17 protein-coding genes and 1 pseudogene are annotated in these 21,392 nt (G+C 72.6%); 14 read left to right on the top strand and 4 right to left on the bottom strand.

The genetic code is table 11. The annotated features are described in order from the left end of the window. Nucleotides 1-155: 155 nt before the first annotated feature. Nucleotides 156-1,307, top strand: a pseudogene (locus ACWCPW_RS48800) (hypothetical protein); the annotation flags it as partial. Between the two features lie 212 nt (nt 1,308-1,519). Here ACWCPW_RS48800 and ACWCPW_RS48795 read toward each other — a convergent pair. Both ACWCPW_RS48795 and ACWCPW_RS48790 read right to left on the bottom strand, forming a co-directional pair. Next, nucleotides 1,520-1,918 (bottom strand): rhodanese-like domain-containing protein, encoded by a 399-nt coding sequence (locus ACWCPW_RS48795; RefSeq protein WP_449768107.1) that lies wholly within the window; start codon nt 1,916-1,918, stop codon nt 1,520-1,522. After that, nucleotides 1,915-2,478, bottom strand: coding sequence for a cysteine dioxygenase (locus ACWCPW_RS48790; protein ID WP_449768106.1), 564 nt, complete (start codon nt 2,476-2,478; stop codon nt 1,915-1,917). Before ACWCPW_RS48790 ends, ACWCPW_RS48795 begins: the two co-directional genes overlap by 4 nt. A gap of 828 nt (nt 2,479-3,306) precedes the next feature. Between ACWCPW_RS48790 and ACWCPW_RS48785 the strand changes: the two genes are divergently transcribed. From ACWCPW_RS48785 to ACWCPW_RS48775, 3 genes are all read left to right on the top strand, one after another. Further along, the gene (locus ACWCPW_RS48785; RefSeq protein ID WP_449768105.1) at nt 3,307-3,576 is read left to right on the top strand and encodes a WhiB family transcriptional regulator; all 270 of its coding nucleotides are present in this window, start codon (nt 3,307-3,309) and stop codon (nt 3,574-3,576) included. 132 nt (nt 3,577-3,708) lie between these two features. Further along, on the top strand, nt 3,709-7,443 hold the full coding sequence (locus ACWCPW_RS48780) for a glycosyltransferase (RefSeq protein WP_449768104.1): 3,735 nt from the start codon (nt 3,709-3,711) through the stop codon (nt 7,441-7,443). After that, complete coding sequence (locus ACWCPW_RS48775) at nt 7,440-8,909, top strand: DUF5719 family protein (protein ID WP_449768103.1); 1,470 nt, start codon at nt 7,440-7,442, stop codon at nt 8,907-8,909. The genes ACWCPW_RS48780 and ACWCPW_RS48775 overlap by 4 nt, the downstream gene beginning before the upstream one ends. Nucleotides 8,910-9,007: 98 nt before the next feature. On the opposite strand, the gene ACWCPW_RS48770 is transcribed toward ACWCPW_RS48775, so the two are convergent. Next, nucleotides 9,008-9,457 carry a metallopeptidase family protein gene (locus ACWCPW_RS48770; protein WP_449768102.1) on the bottom strand — a complete coding sequence of 150 codons (450 nt, stop codon included), beginning with the start codon at nt 9,455-9,457 and terminating at the stop codon, nt 9,008-9,010. A gap of 182 nt (nt 9,458-9,639) precedes the next feature. Here ACWCPW_RS48770 and ACWCPW_RS48765 point away from each other — a divergent pair, with 182 nt between their 5' ends. The 9 genes from ACWCPW_RS48765 to ACWCPW_RS48725 all read left to right on the top strand — a co-directional run bounded on the left by ACWCPW_RS48765 (nt 9,640) and on the right by ACWCPW_RS48725 (nt 18,857). Then, a complete protein-coding gene (locus tag ACWCPW_RS48765) occupies nt 9,640-10,014 on the top strand; it encodes a DUF3499 domain-containing protein (RefSeq protein ID WP_449768101.1) in 375 nt (124 codons plus the stop codon). Nucleotides 10,015-10,120: 106 nt separating this feature from the next. Further along, nucleotides 10,121-11,491, top strand: a complete 1,371-nt coding sequence (locus tag ACWCPW_RS48760; protein ID WP_449768100.1) for a phosphomannomutase/phosphoglucomutase — start codon at nt 10,121-10,123, stop codon at nt 11,489-11,491. Nucleotides 11,492-11,595: 104 nt separating this feature from the next. Continuing rightward, nucleotides 11,596-11,781 carry a Trm112 family protein gene (locus tag ACWCPW_RS48755; protein WP_395874503.1) on the top strand — a complete coding sequence of 62 codons (186 nt, stop codon included), beginning with the start codon at nt 11,596-11,598 and terminating at the stop codon, nt 11,779-11,781. Next, entirely contained in the window at nt 11,778-12,959 is a 1,182-nt protein-coding gene (locus tag ACWCPW_RS48750) for an SIS domain-containing protein (protein ID WP_449768099.1), read from the top strand. Before ACWCPW_RS48755 ends, ACWCPW_RS48750 begins: the two co-directional genes overlap by 4 nt. Nucleotides 12,960-12,961: 2 nt before the next feature. After that, nucleotides 12,962-14,215, top strand: a complete 1,254-nt coding sequence (manA, locus tag ACWCPW_RS48745) for a mannose-6-phosphate isomerase, class I (RefSeq protein WP_449768098.1) — start codon at nt 12,962-12,964, stop codon at nt 14,213-14,215. A 285-nt stretch (nt 14,216-14,500) separates the two neighbouring features. Then, nucleotides 14,501-15,481, top strand: coding sequence for a cation diffusion facilitator family transporter (locus ACWCPW_RS48740; RefSeq protein WP_449768097.1), 981 nt, complete (start codon nt 14,501-14,503; stop codon nt 15,479-15,481). Nucleotides 15,482-15,640: 159 nt separating this feature from the next. After that, nucleotides 15,641-17,089 (top strand): adenosylhomocysteinase, encoded by a 1,449-nt coding sequence (gene ahcY, locus ACWCPW_RS48735; protein ID WP_449768096.1) that lies wholly within the window; start codon nt 15,641-15,643, stop codon nt 17,087-17,089. Nucleotides 17,090-17,246: 157 nt separating this feature from the next. Further along, nucleotides 17,247-18,023: an HNH endonuclease family protein gene (locus ACWCPW_RS48730; RefSeq protein WP_449768095.1), complete on the top strand. Its 777-nt coding sequence runs from the start codon at nt 17,247-17,249 to the stop codon at nt 18,021-18,023. 228 nt (nt 18,024-18,251) lie between these two features. Then, entirely contained in the window at nt 18,252-18,857 is a 606-nt protein-coding gene (locus tag ACWCPW_RS48725) for a hypothetical protein (protein ID WP_449768094.1), read from the top strand. On the opposite strand, the gene ACWCPW_RS48720 is transcribed toward ACWCPW_RS48725, so the two are convergent. Beyond that, a complete protein-coding gene (locus ACWCPW_RS48720; protein ID WP_449768093.1) occupies nt 18,841-19,929 on the bottom strand; it encodes an RDD family protein in 1,089 nt (362 codons plus the stop codon). The genes ACWCPW_RS48725 and ACWCPW_RS48720 overlap by 17 nt on opposite strands. 50 nt (nt 19,930-19,979) lie before the next feature. Between ACWCPW_RS48720 and ACWCPW_RS48715 the strand changes: the two genes are divergently transcribed. Next, nucleotides 19,980-20,987 carry a stage II sporulation protein M gene (locus tag ACWCPW_RS48715; RefSeq protein WP_449768092.1) on the top strand — a complete coding sequence of 336 codons (1,008 nt, stop codon included), beginning with the start codon at nt 19,980-19,982 and terminating at the stop codon, nt 20,985-20,987. The last annotated feature ends 405 nt before the right edge of the window (nt 20,988-21,392 follow it).

Here is a 21,392-nt window from a genome sequence, read left to right as displayed (position 1 = left end):
GAGGAGACTCCGACCGCCTTACGGAGTGCCGACCCCGGAGACCCGGAGACCCTGGAGACCCCGACCGCCCTACCCCTACCGCGACCGCCTTACGGAGTGCTGACGCCCGGCCCGGGACGCCCCGAAAACGCCCCCGCCGCCGACACACTCGCCGCATGGCATCGAGCAACGCCACCACGCATACCGCCACCACAAGCACCCCCGCCCCCGGTACCGGCACCGCGACCACGATCGCCGCCGTCGGCGCCGGCCTGGGCCTGACCGGCGCCGTCGGCCTCGCCGTGCACGGCCCGTGGACCCACCCCGGCAGCGTCGGCGTGTACGTCGTGTACGGCGCCGCCTGGGCGCTGTTCGCGCTCGGCGCCCTCCTCGTCCACCGACTCCCGGTGCGCCGCGCGGTGGTGCTGATCCTGGCCGGCGCGATCGCGCTGCCCGTCCTGGCCGCCGGCGCCCCGCCGCGAACCAGCGACGACGCCTACCGCTACGCCTTCGACGGGCGGGTCCAGGCCGCCGGCCGCTCGCCGTACGCGCACGCGCCGGCGGATCCCGAGGTGGCCGGCTTCCGCGACGACTGGCTGTTCCCGCGCGGCGAGTGCTCGGGGTGGTTCAAGCACCCGCTGCCGGACGGCTCGTGCACCCGGATCAACCGGCCCGAGGTGCACACCATCTATCCGCCCGTGGCCGAGGCGTACTACTGGCTCGTGCACGTCGCGACCTTGCCCGGCCGGCCCGAACCCGTCCAGGGCGCCGCCGCGTTGCTGTCGATGCTGGTGAGCGTCGCGCTGCTGCTGGTGCTGCGCCGGTTCGGCCGCGACCCCAGACACGCGGTGTGGTGGGCGTGGTGTCCGATGGTCGCGCTGGAGTGCGGCAACAACGCGCACGTGGACGTGCTCGGCGTGCTGCTCATGGTGCTCGGCCTGGCCGCGATCGCCGGCCGCCGGCCGATTCTGGGCGGCGTGCTGCTCGGCGGCGCCGTCGCGACCAAGATGTTCCCCGCCACCGCGCTGGCCGGCGGCGTACGCCGGGCCCCGGTACGACTGCTCGGCGCGGCCGGGCTCACCGTCGTGCTGGTCTACCTGCCGCACGTGCTCGCGGCCGGCCCCGCCGTGCTCGGCTACCTGCCCGGCTACCTCGAGGAGGAGCGCTACGACGACGGCGCGCGTTTCGGTCTGCTCGGCCTGGTGCTGCCGATCGCCCTCACCCCGTACGCGGCCGTCGTCGTGCTGATCGTCCTGGCCGCGCTCGTGGCGGCCCGTGCCGACCCGGATCGCCCGTGGCACGGCGCGCTCACCCTGACCGGCGGCATGTTGTTCGTGCTGACCCCGGCCTACCCCTGGTACGCGCTGCTCGTGGTCGCGCTGGTGGCGCTGGACGGGCGCCGCTGGGAGTGGCTCGCGCTCGGCCCGGCGGGGTACGCCCTCTACCTCACCTGGGGCCTGGAACCGACCCCGGGTCAGATCCGGGCCACCCATCAACTCGGCTACGGCGTGGCGCTCCTGCTCGTGCTCGGCATGGCGCTCTATCGGCGAGCGCGGCCCGCCGACGGCACCACCGGCAGGCCCGCGGCCTTCCACGCCTGGAAGCCGCCGATCAGGTCGGTCGCCTCGGACAGCCCCAGGTCCACCAGCGACGCCGCCGCGAAACTGGACGCGTAGCCCTCGTCGCACAACACGACCACCCGCAGGTCGTAGCCGGTGGCCTCGGGTACCCGCGCCGAACCCTCGGGATCCAGGCGCCACTCCAGATGGTTGCGCTCGATGATCAGCGCGCCGGGGATCGCGCCGTCGACGTCGCGCTGGAAGTCGGGACGGGTGTCCACCAGCACCGCGCCGTCGTGGAAGGCGGCATGCGCCTGCTCGGGGGTCACCCGCGCCAGCCGGGCCCGGGCCTGCTCGAGGAGTCGGTCGACGGCGCTCACCACTGGTCCCCCGAACGCTCGACGCCCACCCGGCGCAGCGGCTCGAAGCTCGGCCGCGCGATGTCCTCGCCGGCGTCGTACAGGTTCATCGAGTCCAGGCGCGGCGTGTACACGTGCACGCTGATCGCGGGCTCGGTGCCCATGTTGGTCACCTCGTGTACATAGGTCGGCCCGAACACGCGGGTCGAGCCGGTGGTGAGCACCCGTTCGCGGGCGCCGGCCCGGCGCAGCGGGGTGACCACCAGGGAACGCTCGTGCAGCTCGCCGGAGACCACGGTGAACACGCCGGACGAGCCGCCGTGGTCGTGCAGGCCGGTGCCCTGACCGGGCAGCCAGCTCAGCAGCCAGACCTCCATGTCCTCGGTCGCGGCGAGCCGCTTGTACCAGCGGGAGATCGGGTCGTAGCGGACCTGGTCGAGCTCGGCCGCGACCAGGTCGGCGTGCCGGCGGGCGAGCGCGGCGAGTCGGGCGACGGCGGGGCGGACGGGCGGGGCGACGGGCAGGGCGAGCACGGCGGGGGCGGCGAGCGGGTCGCCGGCGACGGTGATGTCGCTGGACATAGGGGAGTCCTTCGGGATGTCTGCGCTATTTCTCTGGCGCGGCGGATCAGGCGAACGCGGCGGATCGAAAGCGAGCACGCGAGCGGTCGACAGCAACCCGAACGGACATCCGGCCATGGGGGACGGCCGTGCCGATAAAAGGGGAAAAGAGTGCCGCCGCCAACGCGGAGAACGACCGAAAAGGCGTTCTCAGGCGATACAGCTCGGACAACAGCTGTACACGTGGTCGCACGGCGGACACAGCGCGCTGAACACCCGACGGACGTCGACAGGACGACTCCGGTACCGGCTGCAGCGTGCGGACATGGGAAAAGCACATCGTCTGGGGGGTGTCCCTGTCAACTCGCCACCACTCCGCCGGGCGCCGAGCTCACCCGAATCGGCCGAGCGCTGCCCGATTCGGGTGAGGAATCCTGGGAAGAGATTGAAGCCTCCCGGCCACGGGGAGGCCCATTTTCGGGTGACCCGGGTATGTGACCTCGGTCATCATCGCGGTTTTCCGGCTCGTCCGGGGAACTGTGCGGACCGTGTGAGGCGTAGTCCATTGCAGAGGTCATCACGGGTTGGCATCGAATGTCGTCGCACCCCGCCGGTACGCTCCCCGCCCGGAACGTCGAGGCGATCGCGTGACACAACAGTGTGTCCGGATCTGTCCATTTATGTGGTCAATCCGGATTGCTGTGGTCCCGGGGAGTGAATCCCCGCTCTAATAGCAGAGCCCGGCTTGACGTCGCAGCAACGACGCGCTTGTAATTTCACACACGTCGTGAACCGTTACCGGTAACGGCTTAATCACGGGGACGCAAAAACGGGTCGAGGAGGCACGCGATGGGCGAGCTGTTCCAGCTACTGGTCGCCGAGGGCGAGACCGAGGAGGAGGAGCTCGGTTGGCAGGAACGCGCGCTGTGCGCGCAGACCGACCCCGAGTCCTTCTTCCCGGAGAAGGGCGGCTCGACGCGAGAGGCCAAGAAGGTCTGCCTCGCGTGCGAGGTGCGCGACGAGTGCCTGGAATACGCGCTGGCCAACGACGAGCGCTTCGGGATCTGGGGTGGGCTGTCCGAACGCGAGCGGCGCAGGCTCAAGAAGGCGGCCGTCTGACCGTCGCCTGTTCGGGCCCGAGTCCGAGCAGAGCGGGCGCGGGGTGCCCGTCGCGTAGTGTGTTGGCCGTTCGGCCGGATGCCGGACCGCTGGTACCACGCCGCTTCGAGCCCCCCGGGGTCCCCGCACTCGATGTCACTTTTCAGCCATCAGTCGGCATACGCGCAAGCTCCGGCTTTCCCACGGCACATCGTCACCGCGATCCTCGTCGCCCATGACGGGGCACGCTGGCTGCCGCGCACACTGACCGGCCTGCTCGGTCAGGAGCGCCCGGTCCAGCGCGTCCTCGCGGTCGACACCGGCAGTACCGACGCCTCGGCCGGTCTGCTCGAGGACGCGCTCGGTCAGGGCTCGGTGCTGCACACCGAGCGACGGACCGCGTTCGGTGCCGCCGTGAGCGAAGCCCTGCGTGCCGCGCCGCACGTCGACCCCGCGTCCCTGCCCTACCGGATCGACGTGTACGACGCGTCGGACCCGTACGGCGACACCGACCAGGACCGCCCGCCCCGATCGACCGAGCCGGTCGAGTGGCTGTGGCTCCTGCACGACGACAGCGAGCCCGCCCCCGACGCGCTGCACCTGCTGCTGCGCGCCGCCGACGAACTGCCCTCCGCGGCCGTGCTCGGCCCCAAGGTGCGGAGCTGGTACGACCGCAGGCAACTGCTCGAGGTCGGCACCACGCTCACCGGCAGCGGCCGACGCTGGACCGGCCTGGAACGCCGCGAGCAGGACCAGGGCCAGCACGACGCGGTCCGCGGCGTGCTCTCCGTCTCCAGCGCGGGCATGCTGGTGCGCCGGGACGTGTGGGAGGGCCTGGGCGGCTTCGACCCGCGCCTGCCGCTCTCCCGCGACGACACCGACTTCGGCTGGCGGGTCAACGCCGCCGGACACCGCGTGGTCGTCGTACCGGACGCGGTGGTGCAACACGCCGAGGCGGCCACGCGCGAGCGCCGGCCGATCGACGTCGCGGCGAACCGCCCGCACCGGGTGGACCGCAGGGGCGCCGCCTTCACGCTGCTGGCCAACACCACCGGCGCGACCTGGCCGTTGTTGTACCTGCGCCTGCTGTTCGGCGGCCTGTTCCGCAGCCTGGGCTACCTGCTCGGCAAGCTGCCCGGGATGGCCCTGGACGAACTGCTCGGCACCATGGCGGTATTGCTGCGCCCGGCGGCGTTCCTGTCCGCGCGGCGCGCCCGTTCGCGCACCCGGACCATGTCGGACAAGGACCTGGGCGACCTGTTCCCCAGCCGGGCCGCCACCGTTCGGCACGCCGCCGAGGGACTGATCGGCAACCTGCGGCGGAGCGAGGAGCCGGAGAGCCGGTCCGGTCGACACAGCAGCGCGGAATCGGGCCCCACCGACGAGGGCTCCGAGTCGCTCGACACGGAGAGCTTCGTCAAGCTGCGCGTGCTCATGCGCCGCCCCGGACTCTCGCTCGCCTTCGCGCTGACCCTGGTCACCCTGTTCGCCGCCCGCGGGTTGCTCGGCGGCGGCAGCCTGTTCGGCGGCGCCCTGCTGCCCCCGCCGGAAGGCGCGGCGGACCTGTGGCACCGCTACCGCGACACCTGGCACGGGGTGGGCTTCGGCGAGGCGGCGAGCGCGCCGCCCTACGTCGGCGCGCTCGCCGCGTTCGCCACGCTCCTGCTGGGCAAGGCCGGCACCGCCGTCGCGGTGCTGCTGATCGGCAGCGTCCCGCTCGCCGGGATCAGCGCCTACCTGTGCTCGCGCCGGCTGGTGTCCGCGCCCGGCGTGCGGGTGTGGGGCGCGGCCGTCTACGCGCTGACCCCGGTGGCCACCGGCGCGATCGCCACCGGCCGGATCGGTACCGCCGTCGCGCTCGTGCTGGCCCCCGTGGTCGCCCGCGGCGCGGCACAGGTGCTCGGCGCGGGCGAGCTGAAGGCGTCCATGCGCGCGGCCTGGGCCACCGGCCTGGTCCTGGCCGTCGCGGCGGCGTTCACCCCGCTGTTGTGGCTCGCGGTCGCGCTGCTCGCGCTGATCGCCGTCGGGTTGTCCTTCACCGGACGCCTGGGCCCGCGTCCCGGGGTCGGCCTGCTCGTGCGGGTGGGCGTCGTGCTCGCCACCCCGCTCGTGCTGCTCGGCCCGTGGACGTTGGCGCTCGCGGGCAAGCCCACCCTGTTCCTGGCCGAGCCCGGACTCGCCGGCGACGCGCTCGCCGAGAAGGGCACCAGCCCGGTCGGTCTGCTGCTGCTGGACCCGGGTGGCCCCGGCACGCTGCCGGCCTGGCTGACCGGCGCGCTGCTGCTGGTCGCGCTGGCCGCGCTGCTGCGCGACTCGCGCCGGGCCGCGGTGCTCGGCGCGTGGGCGGTCGCCCTGGTCGGCTTGGTGCTGGCGATCGTGACCAGCCACGTCGAACTCACCGTCGAGGCCACCGGCGACAAGGCGCCCGCATGGCCCGGCGCGGCCGTCGTGGTGATCGCGCTCGGCTACGTGGCCGCGGCGATGGTCGGCGCCGAGGACGCCCGCACCCGGGTCGCGGCCGGCAGCTTCGGCTGGCGCCAGCCCGCCGCGGTGGTGCTGGCCGTGTTCGCCGCGCTCACCCCGCTGGTGGCGGCCGGGGCCTGGTTGTGGCAGGGCGCGAACGGGCCGCTGGAGCGGCGCGACCCGGTCGTGGTGCCCGCGTTCGTGGCCGAGGAGGCCACCGGCCCGCGGCACCCGCGCACGCTGGTGCTGACCGCGCCCGAGCCGGGCAACGTGAGCTACACGATCGTGCGCGGCGCGGGACCGGCGCTGGGCGACGCCGAGTTGGCGCCCAAGGCGTCGACATACCGGCAATTCGATACATTCCTGGGCAAGTTGCTGTCCGGGGGCGGCGGTGCGGACGCGAGCATGCTCGTCCCGTACGGCATCGAGTTCGTCCAGCTCAAGCCGCCCGTGGGCAACGAACTCACCGCGCGCCTGGACGGCACCCCGGGCCTGGCCCGGGTCGGTGCCACCCAGGGCGCGACGCTGTGGCGCCTGCAATACCCGGTCGGCCGCGCGCTGATCGTCGACCCGGACGGTCGCGGCAAGGCGATCCCCTCCACCCGCGAGGGCGTGTCCACCCGGATCGAGGCCGGCCCGCAGGGTCGGATCCTGCGCCTGGCGGAACGCGCCGACTCGGGCTGGGAGGCCACCCAGGGCGGGCGCAAGCTGACCGCTCGCACGCTGGACGGCTGGGCGCAGGGCTTCGAGCTGCGTCCCGAGGCGGGCCGGCTCGAAATCACCCACGCGTCCGGCGGGCACGGAATGTGGCTGCTCGTCCAGGGCGTCCTGGTGTTCGTGGTGTTCGTGATGGCACTGCCCGCGCGCAGGCGCGGCACCGACGACGACCTGCCGGACAGCGCCGCGCCGATCCCGGCCGCGGGCGAGGCCACCGGTCGGCGCGGCCGTCGGGTCAAGGCCGAGGCGGACGAGGCGACGCCGGTGCCGGAAGCGGTACCGGTCGCGCCGGGCGGCGAGGGCCTCGACGAGTTCGGCTTCCCCGAACAGCGCACCGACCCGGCCGAGGCGCCGGTGCCGGTGCAGGCGTGGAACGGCGCCGCCTACGACGCGCAGGCGACGCCGGCCTACGAGCAGTACCCGCAGCAGGACTACGGGCAGCAGTACCAGGGCTACCCGGACTACCAGGGCTACCAGTACGACCAGGGCGCCCAGGTCCCGCGGGGTGCTCCGGAGGGATCCGACGCGGCGGGCTCCTACGGCTGGGTGCCGCCCGTGCCCCAGCAGCCGGTCTACGACGAGTACGGCAACGTGGTGCCCGCGCCGCAATACGACCCGAACGCCTACCCGGACCACGGCGGATGGCCGCCCGAGCCGCGCTCGGGTGACGAGCCGTGGCCGCCGCCCTCGCAGGGAGACCGCCCGTGAAGCGCACCACCCTCTCCCTGGCCGTCGTCGTCGCGCTGTTGGCCGTCGTCGTGGGCCTGGCGACCGTGACCCGCCCGACCGAGAGCAAGGCCGCGCCGCCGCCGGCGGCGAGCCGGGTGCCGGTCCAGCAGGCGGAGCTGAGCTGCCCGTCGATCCGCCAACTGCCGGGCAGTTCGGCGGTGGTCTCCGCGCTGACCCCGCCCGGCCAGGGCGCGGCCGGCACCGGCGAGGCGAGCGTCGTCGAACTCGGCGACCGCACCAAGGTGCGGACCAAGGTCGAGGCACCGGGCAAGCTCGCGAGCTTCGGCGTCGACAACGCCGAGGTGCCGCCGCTGGTGGCCAACGCCGGCGGGGCGTTCGCGCCGGGCTTCTCGGCCGGCGCGGTCGCCCGGGTGCCCAGCGGCGCCGGCCGCGGGCTGGCGGGTCTGGCCTGCGAGGCACCGACCACCGACCGCTGGTTCATCGGCACCTCCACCGCCGAGAACCGCGACGCGTACCTGTACCTGTCCAACAGCAAGGACACACCGGCCGTCGTCGACCTGGAACTGTTCGGGCCCAACGGCCCGATCGAGTCCGAGGCGGGCCGCGGGCTGACGCTCGCGCCCAACGCGACGGTGCCGGTGTTGCTGCGCACGCTCAACCCGAGCGCGGTCTTCCCCGGCATCGCGGTGCACGTGATCGCGCGCACCGGTCGGGTCGGCGCGGCGATCCGCGACCAGGAGGGCGCGGTGGGCACCGACTGGCTGCCCTCGGCCGGCGCTCCCGGCCGCAACCTGGTCCTCACCGGCCTGCCCGGGCTGACCGGCGACGCGGGCAACGTGCAACTGATGATGTTGTCGCCGAGCGGCGAGAGCACCGACGTGCAGTTGTCCATCGCCGGCAAGGTGAACACCTTCAAGCCGGTCGAGCACGAGACGGCGGACATCAAGGGCAACAAGCTGACGGTGATCGACCTGGGCCCGGTCAACCGGACCGACGCGGGTGCGATCCGGCTGGTCTCCGGCCGCGCGGACATCATCGCCGGCGTCCGGGTGGTGCAGGGCACCGGAGCGGACGCGGAGGTCGCCTTCCTGGCCGCCACCCCGGAACTCGCCGGGCGCGCGGTGGTCGCGGAGAACCGCAGCGGCGGCGCGGTGACGAGCACGATCTCGATCACCGCGCCCAAGGGCCCGGCCAAGGTCAAGCTCACCTCGATCGGCGACAAGGGCGAGCCGGTGTCCGCCGACGTCGAGGTGCCCGCCGGTACCACCGTGCAGGTGCCCGCGCCGGTGCCCGCCGGGGCGACCCGGTTCGCGGTGATCGCCGAACCGCAGGCGGGCTCGCAGCCGGTGCACGTGGTGCGCACGATCACCGAGACGATCGGCAAGACCGCGGCCTTCACGGTTCAGCCGTTCGTGCCGACCGCGGAGACCGCGGTGGTGCCCAACGCGCGCGAGGACCTGTCCCTGCTGGTCCCGCAGCGGTAGACCCGGCACCGACCGCGGGTGCCGCCGCACCGATCGCCCATGACGCGCCGGCCCGGGCCCCACGAGGGGGACCCGGGCCGGCGCGGTGGTCTTCCCGCTCAGTCGTCGGGGTCGATGGTGTCCGGATCCATGCCCAGCAGGTCCGCGACCTGTTCCACGAGCACGTCGTTGACCAGCATCTCCAGCTCGGCCCGGCCCTCCGCGCGCAGCTCCAGCGGGCGCCGGTACAGGATGATCGTCGCGGGCACGGCCTTGGTCGCGGGCACCAGCCGGCCCAGCGCGACCGCCTCGTCGCCGTTCACGGCGGTCTCGGCCTCGGGCACGTCCAGGACCGCGAAGCGGACCTCCTCCAGTTGCGGCCAGCGCTTGGCGAGCCGTTCGACGACGTCGGCGGCGAGGTCGTCGAACCGCTGCGCGCGGGTGAGCGCGATCGGCACGGGGGGCGGGGCGAGCGGACCGCGCATGCCGCGGCCGTGCCGGTCGCGCCGACTGCGGCGGCGCCGGTCGCGCTCGCGGGGGGAAGAGGGGACCGAGTGCTCGTTGTGCACGGGACGAGCTTAGAGCCTGACCGCCGGATCCGGATCGGTCCACGCCGGCCCGGTCCGCGCCCGGACCGGGGCCCCGCCGGGTGGCGGCCGACGCCGCCGACACCCTGTGAGGAGCGACACGTGAGTCACACCGCACCCGGATACGACGCGGCTTCGGTCCGCTTGCGGTACCGTCCATCGTCGTGAGCCCTGTACGTCGCTGTTCGCGGACCGCCTGCGGCCGAACCGCAGTCGCCACGTTGACGTACGTCTACGCCGACTCCACGGCCGTCCTGGGCCCTCTCGCGACCTACGCCGAGCCCCATTGCTACGACCTGTGCGCCGAGCACTCGGAGCGGCTGACCGCGCCGCGCGGCTGGGATGTCGTGCGCCTGGCGCCGGATCCGAGCGCGGGCAAGCCCAGCAGCGACGACCTCGAGGCGCTGGCCAACGCGGTGCGCGAGGCCGCCCGCCCGCCGCAGCCCCCGCAATCGGCGCCCGAGCCGCAGGACCGCGACGGTCGCCCCGAGGCCGGACGGCGCGGCCACCTGCGCGTTCTGCGCTCACCCGAGAGCTGACCGCCGGCCGATAGGGTCTGATGCGTCGTCCGCGGGGCAGGGATCGACGGTCAACGGCCAATACCGCGGCGAATCGGGACCGCGGCCAAGCGAGTGGAGTCTTCGGGTGCGCGACCTCTCCCAGATCGTGAAGGCGTACGACGTGCGGGGTGTGGTCCCCGACCAACTGGACGCCGACACCGCGCGGGCACTGGGCGCGGCTTTCGTACGGGTCACCGAGGCCGACGCGATCGTGGTCGGCTGGGACATGCGCCCGTCCTCGCCGGAGCTCTCCGGCGCGTTCGCCGCCGGCGCCGCCGCCCAGGGCGCGGACGTGACCCTGATCGGCCTGGCCTCCACCGACGAGCTCTACTTCGCCAGTGGCAGCCTGAATCTTCCCGGCGCGATGTTCACCGCGAGCCACAACCCGGCGCAGTACAACGGCATCAAGATGTGCCGCGCGGGCGCCGCCCCGATCGGCCAGGACAGCGGCCTCGCCGACATCCGCGCGCTCGCCGAGGCGGGCGTGCCCGAGTACGCGGGCGAGCCGGGCACGATCACCGAACACGACGTGCTGGCCGACTACGCCGCGCACCTGCTGGGCCTGGTCGACCTGACCGGCATCCGACCGCTCAAGGTGGTCGTGGACGCGGGCAACGGCATGGGCGGCCACACCGTGCCCACCGTGCTCGGCGCCGCGAGCGGGCTGCCGCTGGAGATCGTCCCGCTGTACTTCGAACTGGACGGATCCTTCCCCAACCACGAGGCCAACCCGCTGGACCCGAAGAACCTGGTCGACCTCCAGGCCGAGGTCCGCGCGAGCGGCGCCGACCTGGGCCTGGCCTTCGACGGCGACGCCGACCGCTGCTTCGTGGTCGACGAGAACGGCGACCCGGTCTCGCCGTCCGCGGTCACCGCGCTGGTGGCGGTCCGCGAGATCGCCCGGGCCAAGGCGAACGGCGAGCAGGCGCCGGTGGTCATCCACAACCTGATCACCTCGCGCGCCGTTCCGGAGATCGTCGCCGAGGCCGGCGGCCGGGCCGTGCGGACCCGGGTGGGCCACTCGTTCATCAAGGGCGAGATGGCGCAGACCGGCGCGATCTTCGGTGGCGAGCACTCCGCGCACTACTACTTCCGCGACTTCTGGCGTGCGGACACCGGCATGCTGGCCGCGATCCACGTGCTCGCGGCGCTCGGCGGCCAGAAGTTGCCGCTGTCCGAGTTCGCGAGCGAGTACGACCGCTACCCGGCCTCCGGCGAGATCAACAGCGAGGTCGCCGACCAGGCGGCCGCGACCGCGAAGGTGCGCGCCGCGTTCGAGGGCCGGACCGGCGTGAGCGTGGACGAGCTGGACGGGATGACCGTGCTGGCCGATCGGTGGTGGTTCAACCTGCGCGCGTCCAACACCGAACCCCTGCTGCGGCTGAACGTCGAGGCCGACGACGAGCCGACCATGATCGCGATCCGCGACGAGGTACTGGCACTCGTCCGGGGCTGAGCCGTCGGCTCGGTAATGTGATGGGTTCAATCGGACGGCTGCCGCGCCGAATCGGGACGGATATGTACGAATCGGCGCGAGCAGCCGGAAAAGGTGGAGATGTCGTGAATCTGGAACCGTCGCAGTTGGCGATCCTGACGTGCCCGGTCTGCCACGCCTCGCTGCACAAGGACGGGGACGCCGCGCTGGCGTGCGACAACTCCACGTGCGGGCTGGTCTACCCCGTCGTCGACGACATCCCGGTGCTGCTGGTGGACGAGGCCCGCCGGCCCGGTACCGCGCGGGCATGAACATCCTCGACGAGGGCCTGCTGGACGACCAGGACGGCATCGCCCGGGCCGACGCGGCGGACACGCTGCGCGCCCTGGCCGGTGCCGGGGCACAGGTACGGCGGGCCGCGCAGGCCGCGCGCGAGGCCGTGCCCGCCGCGATCCCGCCCCGGGACCGCCCGCGCACGGTGATCCTGGCCGCGCCCGCGTACGGGCCGCTCGGGCACGCGCTGCGCGCGGTCACCGGCGCGGACGCGGCGCTGCCCCTGGTACTCGCCGCGGGCGGCCTGCTGCCCGGGTGGGCCGGTCCGATGGACCTCGTGCTGCTGGCCGGTCGCGGCGACGAACCGGCGCTGATCGACCTCGCCGGCCAGGCCTACCGGCGCGGCTGCCAGGTGGTGGCGGCCACGCCCGCCGGGTCGGCCCTGGACGCCGCCGTGCAGCAGTCCCGCGGCGTGGTGGTCCGGGTGCCCGTCGACGCCACGCCGGTGGGCGCGGCCGGCTACGCCGACGACACCGTGTTCGCCGCGCAGACCGCGTTCTGGCCGCTGTTCACCGCGCTCCTGGCGATCACCGGGGCGTGCGGCGCGAGCGCGTTCACCCCCGGCGAGGGGCTGGCGGGCGTGGACGCGGCGGCCGACCGGCTGGACGAGGTGAGCAACCGCTGCCGGCCCGGAGCCGACGCCTACCTCAACCCGGCCAAGGGCCTGGCCGTCGCGATCGCCGGCACCATCCCGGTGATCTGGGGCGCCGGCACCGTCGCGGGCGTGGCCGCCGAGCGCTTCGCGACGATGTGCGTGGGCGTCGCCGCCACCCCCGCGCTGTCCGGCGCGCTGCCCACCGCGGGGCGCTACCAGGACCGGGTCTTCGCCGCGGGCGGCTCGGTCGACGCCGGCGACCCCGACGACTTCTTCCGCGACCGGGTGGACGAGGCCGAGCCGGTGCGCCTGTACCCGGTGCTGCTGGTCGACCACGACGACGCCGGCGCCGCACCGCAACTGGACCGGGCCAAGCGCACGCTGGCCGCGCTCGGCCGCTCCGCCGTCGGCGAGGTCGGCGCGCGCGGCGGCAGCCCCGTCGAGCGGCTCGCGGAACTGATCGCGGTGACCGACTTCGCCGCCGTCTACCTGGCCCTCGGCACCGGGGTCGGCCCCGCCGTACCGGGGCTGTTCTCCTGGACCGAAGGTGGTCCCCGCTAGCCATGGACCGCCTTCTCAACCGGATCCGCGCCAACGCGTGGGGTTCGCTCACGGCCATCCCCGAACTGCTCGGCGTCGCCCCCACCGGCGAACCGCAGGCCGAACTGTGGATGGGCGCCCACCCGGGCGCGCCCTCCGAGGTCGACCGGGGCCGGGGGCCGCGCTCGTTGGTCGAGCTGATCGCCGCCGACCCCGACGGCGAACTCGGCCCGGACACCGCGGCCCGGTTCGGCCCGCGCCTGCCGTTCCTGCTCAAGGTGCTGGCCGCGGAGGAGCCGCTGTCGCTCCAGGTGCACCCCGACGCGATACAGGCCCGGCACGGCTACGCCGAGGAGGAGGCGCGCGGCGTCCCGATCGACGCCGCGCACCGCAACTACCGCGACTCCAGCCACAAGCCGGAGATGATCTGCGCGCTCGGCGACTTCGAGGGCTTGGTCGGCTACCGCGAGATCGCCGAGACCCTCAAGCTGCTCGACGCCCTCGACGTTCCGGAACTGGCCCCGTTCGCCCGCGCGTTGCGCGACCCGGACGAGGAGGCGGCGCTGCGCGCGGCGACCACGCACGTGTTGATGCTGCCCGCGCGGCTGCGCACCGGCGTGGTGGACGCGGTCGCCGCGGCCTGCCGCCGGCTGGCCGCGAACGGATCGCCGTACGCGGAGGCCTGCGCCGCGGTCGCGGGCCTGGCCGAGCGCCACCCGGGCGACCCCGGTGTCGCGGTGGCGCTGCTGCTCAACCACATCCGGCTGCGCGAGGGCGAGGCGGTCTTCCTCGCGGCCGGCATGCCGCACTCCTACCTGCACGGGGTCGTGGTCGAGATCCTGGCCAACTCGGACAACGTGCTGCGCTGCGGGCTGACCGACAAGCACATCGACGTCGGCGAACTGCTGCGGATCATGGCCTTCCGGGCCGGTCCCGTGGAGATCCTGGGCCCCGAGCCGACCGAGGTCGACCCGGGCGAGGAGGTCTACGCGACCCCGGTCGCCGACTTCCGGCTCTCCCGCCTGCGCTCGACCGGGACCCGGGAGCCCTACCTCCTGGACACCGCCGGCCCGCAGATCCTGCTGTGCGTGCGCGGCACCGCGACCGCGACCGGCGCCGACGGCGAGGTGCTCGACCTGGCGCGCGGGCAATCGATCTACGTCCGCGCGGGTGAACCCCGGGTCGCGGTCACCGTCGACGGCGCCGACGGCCTGGTCTACCGGGCCACCGTCCCGTGCACCCGAGTCGCGTCGACCCATTGCGCGTCGACCCATTGATCGACGCCGACCGATCGAGCCGCGCCGACCGATCCGCGGCGGGCATCGCGCGAACGCTTCGAAACCGGCCGACGGGCCGGGCGCCGATCCAGCCGCGCACCGACCGGGCCGCACGCGCCGATCGAGTCCCGCCGGCCGATCGACGCCGGATACCGATATCGCAAGCCTCCCGGGGTAGGCGGGTGCCCGATGGCACACTGATCGCCGACGAACGGCGGCAGGCGGCCGGCGACGACAGCGACCGGCGATGACGACAGTGGTCAACCAACGGGTGGGAGACGACCTATGAGCGCGGGTGGCGGAACCAAGGCGGTCGTCGCGGCACTGGCGGCCAACCTGGGGATCGCGGTGGGCAAGTTCGTGGCCTTCGCCTTCACCCGGTCCTCGTCGATGCTGGCCGAGGGCGTGCACTCGCTCGCCGACTCGGGCAACCAGGTGCTGCTCCTGGTCGGCGGCAAACGCTCGCAACGCGATGCCACGCCCGAGCACCCCTTCGGCTACGGCCGCGAGCGCTACATCTACGGCTTCCTCGTCTCGATCGTGCTGTTCTCGGTCGGCGGCATGTTCGCGATCTACGAGGGCTACGAGAAGATCGCCCACCCGCACGAGCTGAAGAGCTGGTACTGGGCGGTCGGCGTACTGGTCTTCTCGATCATTTTGGAGTGCTTCTCGTTCCGCACCGCGATCCGGGAGTCCAACCTGCACCGCGGCGCGCTGACGTGGCCGCAGTTCATCCGCCGGGCCAAGTCGCCCGAGCTGCCGATCGTGCTCCTGGAGGACCTCGGCGCGCTGATCGGCCTGATACTGGCGCTGGGCGGGGTCAGCCTCGCGGTGGCCACCGGCGACGGCGTCTGGGACGGGATCGGCACGCTGTGCATCGGCGTCCTGCTGGTACTGATCGCCATCGTGCTCGCCATGGAGACCCGCAGCCTGCTGCTGGGCGAGGCGGCCGGCGTGGAGACGGTCCGGGAGATCGAGGCGGCCATCGCGGCCGGACCCGACGTCGAGCGGCTCATCCACATGCGCACGCTGCACCTGGGCCCGGAGGAGCTGCTGGTCGCCGCGAAGATCGCGGTCCGCCACGACGACACCGCGGCCCAGGTGGCGCGGGCCATCGACGCCGCCGAGGAGCGCATCCGCGCGGCCGTACCGATCGCCCGGGTGATCTATCTCGAGCCGGACATCTACCGTGCCGAGGAGGCCGCGCGCGGCGCGGATCCCGAGGCCACGCCGGGGGGCAAGGGACCACACGCGAGCGGCGACTGAGGTGTTAACGTCGTTGGCGCACAACGACAGTCGCTGCAGAGGGCGGTCGGGTCCGCGACCCGTAGGCACAGAAGTGTCCGACTGGATGGCACGGCATCGGCGCCCGCGGCACCGGTGTGTCTCCAGTCCCATCCACTCCCTCCGCAGAGGATCCAAAACATGGCTTCGCAGCTCGACGGCGACTTCAAGGTCGCCGACCTCTCCCTCGCCGCGTTCGGCCGCAAGGAGATCACCCTCGCCGAGCACGAGATGCCCGGACTGATGTCGATCCGTCGCGAGTTCGCCGCGTCGCAGCCGCTGGCCGGCGCCCGGATCATGGGCTCGCTGCACATGACCGTGCAGACCGCCGTGCTGATCGAGACGCTCGTCGCGCTCGGCGCCGAGGTGCGCTGGGTGTCCTGCAACATCTACTCCACCCAGGACCACGCCGCCGCGGCCATCGCGGTGGGCCCCGAGGGCACCCCCGAGGACCCGCGCGGCGTACCGGTCTACGCCTGGAAGGGCGAGACGCTGGAGGAGTACTGGTGGTGCACCGAGCAGGCGCTGAACTGGCCGGGCCATGACGGCCCGAACATGATCCTGGACGACGGTGGCGACGCCACGATGCTCGTGCACAAGGGCGTCGAGTTCGAGAAGGCGGGGGGCGTCCCGGACGCGACCGACGCCGACTCCGAGGAGTACACGGTCTTCCTGGCGCTGCTGCGCGCGACCTTCGCGGAGAACCCCGGCAAGTGGTCCGCGATGGCTCCCGGCATCAAGGGCGTCACCGAGGAGACCACCACCGGCGTGCACCGCCTGTACGAGATGTTCCAGGCCGGCTCGCTGCTCTTCCCGGCGATCAACGTCAACGACTCGGTCACCAAGAGCAAGTTCGACAACAAGTACGGCGTGCGCCACTCGCTGATCGACGGCATCAACCGGGCGACCGACGTGCTGATCGGCGGCAAGGTCGCGGTCGTCTGCGGCTACGGCGACGTCGGCAAGGGTTCCGCCGAGTCGCTGCGCGGTCAGGGCGCCCGGGTGATCGTCACCGAGGTCGACCCGATCTGCGCGCTCCAGGCGGCGATGGACGGATACCAGGTCACCACGCTGGACGAGGTCGTCGAGATCGGTGACATCTTCGTCACCACCACCGGCAACTTCAACATCATCATGGCGTCCGACATGCAGCGGATGAAGCACCAGGCGATCGTCGGCAACATCGGCCACTTCGACAACGAGATCGACATGGCCGGTCTGGCCAGGATCCCGGGCATCGTCAAGGACGAGGTCAAGCCGCAGGTGCACACCTGGACCTTCCCCGACGGCAAGAAGCTGATCGTGCTGTCCGAGGGCCGTCTGCTCAACCTCGGCAACGCGACCGGTCACCCGAGCTTCGTGATGTCCAACAGCTTCGCGAACCAGACCATCGCGCAGATCGAGCTGTTCACCAAGCCCGAGGAGTACCCGGTCGGCGTCTACGTGCTGCCCAAGCACCTGGACGAGAAGGTCGCGCGGCTGCACCTGGACGCGCTGGGCGTCAAGCTCACCACGCTGACCGAGGAGCAGGCCGCCTACATCGGCGTCAAGGTCGAGGGCCCGTACAAGACGGACGCCTACCGCTACTGACATCGACCGTCGGTGGTCGACGCGTCGCCGTCGATCGCCGATGCCGATGATCGGGATCAACCTCGCCAGGCCGGGCGGCGCACGGATCGTGCGCCGCCCGGCCTGTTGCGGGTAGCCATCGACCAACGACACACGACATCCCTCGGGGGGCGGTCGCATGCAACGGCGGACGTACATATCCATCCTGCTCGTCGCGGTCGCGCTGACCGCCTGCCAGGGCGAGGACTCCACGGCCGAATCCGCGGCGGGCGCCGACTCGACCCCGGCCGCCTCGGCGCCGGAGCAGGCCCCGATCGGCACCGCCGCGGCGAACCCGTTGGAGAACGAGCAAGGCGTCAAGCCGGGCCTGGCGCCGCTGACTTCGCCCGCCGACCTGACCCGGGCCCGGGCGCTGATCGAGCGGGTGAACACCAAGGGCCGGGGGCCGCGGACCGGTTACGGCCGGGACAAGTACGGGCCGGCCTGGACCGACAGCGTCACCGATGTACCGTTCGGCCGGAACAGTTGCGACACCCGCGACGACATCCTCAAGCGGGACGGCCTGGCGACCCGATGGAAGGACGCCAAGGGTTGTGTCGTGACCACCATGACGCTGCCCGACCCGTACTCCGGCAAGGACATAGCGTTCACCAAGGCCAAGGCGTCCGCGGTGCAGATAGACCACGTGGTGCCGCTCAGCGCGTCCTGGCAGATGGGCGCCGCGCAGTGGGACGCCGACAAGCGCCGCCGACTCGCCAACGACCCGCTCAACCTGCTCGCGGTGGACGGCCCGATCAACGGCGGCAAGGGCGATTCGAGCCCGGCGACATGGCTGCCGCCGAACAAGCCGGTGCGCTGCTCGTACGTGGTCCGCTACGCGCAGGTCTCGATCAAGTACGACCTGCCGGTGACCGACGCGGACAAGCAGGCGATGCTCGCCCAGTGCGCGGGCTGACGGGGTGTGCGGGCCGGCCCGCGTGACCGGCCCCGCCTACGGTCGCAACACGACCTTGCCGAGATTGGCGCGCCTCGGTCACCGCGTGCGCCTTCGCCGCGTCCGCGAGGGCGAACGTCTCGTGCACCGCGACCCGGAGCCGGCCGGAGCCCGGATCCGCGTCCTGCCGAGTCGACTGCTCGGCCGCGCCGCGGCGCACGGCCGCCCACCGTGTCGTAGGGTCCGCGCATGCCCTCAGGCACCTACTCCTTCCACGACCCGCACGACGGCACCCCCCTCGGCACGGAACGCTTCTCCTGCGCCCCCGGCCCGATCGGCTGGCGCTACACCGGGAGCGGCATCGACCTGACCCTGGACGCGCGGGGCCGACCGCTGCGCCTGGAGGCGTTGGCCGGCGGCTGGCGGGTCCGCGGCGGCGCGACCGTGGTGGACGGCGCCGCCGGCGTGGTGTGGCTGCGGACCGCGGCTGATCCGACCCTGGACGTGCCCGCGACCGAGGCCGAGGCCAAGGCCGCCGGCTTCACCGGCCGCTCACCGGCCTTCCTGATCGCCACCGCGACCCTGCTGAACCTGGCCCCCGGCGGCACCGCCCGGCTGCGCCTGATCGCGCTGACCGAACCGGTGCTGGCCGCACACACCGTGGACCAGGCCTGGACGCTGGCGGCGGTGGAGACCCACGACGGCCTGATCGTCGAACGCTACGAGGTGGACGACCTGTCCACCGGCGACCGCGCGATCGTGCACCTGAGCGGCGACGTGGTCCTCGCCGCCCCCGGCATCGAACTGGAAACCCTCGACACACCGCCGAACCGAAGGATCACGACGGCGGGGTGAAGCCGGGATCCTTGGGACGGGCGGGCTCGGCCGATTCGGTGGGGTGGGCCGGTTCGGCCCGTTCGGCCCGTTCGGCCGGTTCGGTGGGCTGGGCAGGCCGTGCGGGCTCGGTGGGGGAAGCGGGCGGGGACGGCAGCGGAGTGGCGGCGGACTGGGGCGCGGGCGGGGGAGGCGGTACCCGGGTCGGTGCCGGTGGCGATGCCGGGGTCTGCGCCGGCCCCGATCCCCATCCGGGAACCGATCCCGAAGCCGCTCCCGGAGCCGATCCCCATCCCGGTGCCTGTCCCTGTCCCGGCGCAGCACCGGTGGGGACGTATCCACGTTGGGCGGCCGCGTACCGCTCCCAGTCCCGGCGCTGGCGCTCGGCGAGCACGGCGGCGAGAAAGACCACCGGATGCATTCCGGGTGGCGGCCCCATCCCGATCCGGTTCGCGGTGTCCACCATCAGCCGCTCGCCCAGGGACGCCTCTATCGCCGGATCGAGCTCACCGCGCCGCGACAGGTAGTGCCGAATCGCCAACGCGAGCTCGTCGGTCACCCCGGACAGCTCGATCCCGGTGGCCCACGCCGCGGCGGCCGGATGCAGCGGCAGCGGTAGCTGCCGAGCACCCGGGGTGCGCTCACGCACCACGAACGTCCCGGCCGCCATGTCCCCGAGGCGCCTGCCGTTCTTCGAGGCCAGCGACGAGAACACCGCGCCGCATCCGACCGTGGTCCAGAAATCCACGAAGAACCCGAGCAGCGCGCGTACCAGCGCGTGCCGGAACCGGATCGGCCCGCCGTCGTCGCGAACCACCCGAAGCCCGAGCGCGATCTTCCCGAGCGAGCGCCCGTGCGTCGCGGTCTCCCAGGCCACCGGCCAGCCGATCAGGACCAGTACCAGGATCGACAACGACAACGCCGCCACGAGCGCCTCGTCCGCCTCCGGAACCGCCAGCGACACCAGCCAGACCGTCAGCAACAACAGCGCGAACTGCGCGGCCAGGTCGATCACCATCGCGAGTGCCCGGCTGGGCAACCGCGCGGGGCGCAGGTCGAGCGCGACCGCTTCTCCCGTGACGAGCTCGGACACGTCCACCTCCAGTGTGTGCGTCGATGTCGCTCCCAGAGAGGATGCACCGTATGGATGTCGACGTGTTCGTCGCGGTACACCGCCACGAGTGGGAACGCCTGGAACAACTCACCCGCCGCCGACGGCGCTTGTCGGGACCCGAGGTGGACGAGCTGGTCACGCTGTACCGCCGCACGGCCACCCACCTGTCGACGATTCGCTCCGCCGCACCCGACCCGATGCTGGTCGGCCGACTCTCCACGCTGACCGCGCGGGCCCGCTCGGCGGTCACCGCGCCCCGCACGCCGGCCTGGCGGGACGCGATGCTCTTCCTGACCGTTCGATTCCCGGTCGCGGTCTATCGCAGTCGCCGGTGGTGGGGCGTGACGGCGATGGTGTTCCTGGCACTGGCCTCGATCATCGCCGCATGGGTCGCCCACGACCCGGCGGTACGCGACGCGGTGGCCGCGCCGGAGGACATCCGGGAGATGACCCGCCCGGGCGGCGACTTCGAGACCTACTACTCGAGCGCGCCCGCGAGTTCCTTCGCCGCGCAGGTGGCCACGAACAACGCGTGGGTGACGGCCGGCTGCCTGGCGCTGGGCATCCTGCTGGGCCTGCCGGTCCTGTTCATCGTCTTCAGCAACGCGATGAACGTCGGTGTCTCGGCCGGTCTGATGGCCGACGCGGGTCGGCTCGACGTGTTCTTCGGCCTCATCACGCCGCACGGCCTGCTCGAGCTCACCGCGGTGTTCATCGCGGCCGGCGTGGGCCTGCGCCTGGGGTGGACGGTGATCGACCCGGGCCCGCGCACCCGCGCCAAGGCGATCGCCGAGGAGGGCCGGATCGCACTGGGCATGGCCGTCGGACTGGCGCTGGTCCTGGTCGTATCCGGTGTCATCGAAGCCTTCGTGACCCCGTCCGGCCTACCGACCTGGGGCCGCATCGCGATCGGCGTGGCGGCGGAGTCGTTGTTCCTCGGGTACGTGCTGATCCTGGGTCGCCGCGCCGAATTCGCCGGAGAGCAGGGGGATGTGGCATCCTCGGACGTCGCGGACGAACTGCCGATGGTCGCCTGAAGAGGTGATCTTGACAGCCCACCGACCGCACACGTAGATTCGAAGGGTTGTCGCGAAGTTGTTCAACGGCGCGACAGTCTGGTAGTCTCTGCCAGAGCCGAGCGGGGCGTCCGTCAAGGATCGCACTCCTGCCGCAGCATCACCATCGAATTTCTCGATCATCGGTCGCGTTCATTCGCGACGGGTTCGGCTATTTGCTGTTCTTGTGCATGTGGTTTTGGAATTTCCAATCGGCCGGAGCACGGCGGAAACGGGTTACCGAATCTGCTAAGCTCGAAGAGCCGGAAGCCGGGGAAACGAAAGTTTCGAAGGCCGAAAGCAACGGACGAAAAGCGGGTCGGAAGATCTGCTAGAGTCCGGGAGGCGGAAAACGCGGAAACGCGGTGGACGCCGAAAGCGAGGAAA

Source organism: Embleya sp. NPDC001921 (assembly GCF_053594475.1).
This window is presented reverse-complemented; position numbering and strand designations above follow the sequence as displayed.

Excerpts from the sequence above, each read along its gene's own strand:
- ACWCPW_RS48785 (WP_449768105.1), top strand. The coding sequence starts at position 3,307 with ATGGGCGAGCTGTTCCAGCTACTGGTCGCCGAGGGCGAGACCGAGGAG.
- ACWCPW_RS48750 (WP_449768099.1), top strand. The coding sequence starts at position 11,778 with ATGAACATCCTCGACGAGGGCCTGCTGGACGACCAGGACGGCATCGCC.
- ACWCPW_RS48725 (WP_449768094.1), top strand. The coding sequence starts at position 18,252 with ATGCCCTCAGGCACCTACTCCTTCCACGACCCGCACGACGGCACCCCC.
- ACWCPW_RS48780 (WP_449768104.1), top strand. The coding sequence starts at position 3,709 with ATGTCACTTTTCAGCCATCAGTCGGCATACGCGCAAGCTCCGGCTTTC.
- manA (WP_449768098.1), top strand. The coding sequence starts at position 12,962 with ATGGACCGCCTTCTCAACCGGATCCGCGCCAACGCGTGGGGTTCGCTC.
- ACWCPW_RS48730 (WP_449768095.1), top strand. The coding sequence starts at position 17,247 with ATGCAACGGCGGACGTACATATCCATCCTGCTCGTCGCGGTCGCGCTG.
- ACWCPW_RS48740 (WP_449768097.1), top strand. The coding sequence starts at position 14,501 with ATGAGCGCGGGTGGCGGAACCAAGGCGGTCGTCGCGGCACTGGCGGCC.
- ahcY (WP_449768096.1), top strand. The coding sequence starts at position 15,641 with ATGGCTTCGCAGCTCGACGGCGACTTCAAGGTCGCCGACCTCTCCCTC.
- ACWCPW_RS48715 (WP_449768092.1), top strand. The coding sequence starts at position 19,980 with ATGGATGTCGACGTGTTCGTCGCGGTACACCGCCACGAGTGGGAACGC.
- ACWCPW_RS48790 (WP_449768106.1), bottom strand. The coding sequence starts at position 2,478 with ATGTCCAGCGACATCACCGTCGCCGGCGACCCGCTCGCCGCCCCCGCC.